The following is a 267-nucleotide window of genomic DNA, read 5'->3' on the forward strand; positions in this document are numbered from 1 at the left end:
GGCGAGGAATTCCTGCTGGTGCTCAAGGGCGCCATCGAGGTGCGGGTGGGCGAACGCGAGTTCCGCCTGGACACCGGCGATTCCCTCTATTTCGATTCCGAACTGCCGCATCGCATGCGCACGGTCAGCCGCGGCGCGGCCGAAGTGCTGGTGGTGGCGGCGCATTGATTCCAAGGAAAGCGCAGTGAAGCACGATCAATCGCGGCTGGTCCGCATCGATGCCGGCCCCATGAAGAACCCGGTGCCCGGCAAGCCCAAGCGGCCGAT

General features: G+C 65.5%; 1 protein-coding gene. It reads left to right on the top strand.

The window, feature by feature from the left end:
* On the top strand, positions 1–168 hold a 168-nt coding region (locus SB751_RS31210; RefSeq protein ID WP_410749171.1), incomplete at its 5' end, for a cupin domain-containing protein.
* Positions 169–267: the final 99 nt, after the last annotated feature.

Origin of the sequence: Cupriavidus sp. SIMBA_020 (genome assembly GCF_046535395.1) — a bacterium.
Classification (GTDB): domain Bacteria; phylum Pseudomonadota; class Gammaproteobacteria; order Burkholderiales; family Burkholderiaceae; genus Cupriavidus; species Cupriavidus campinensis.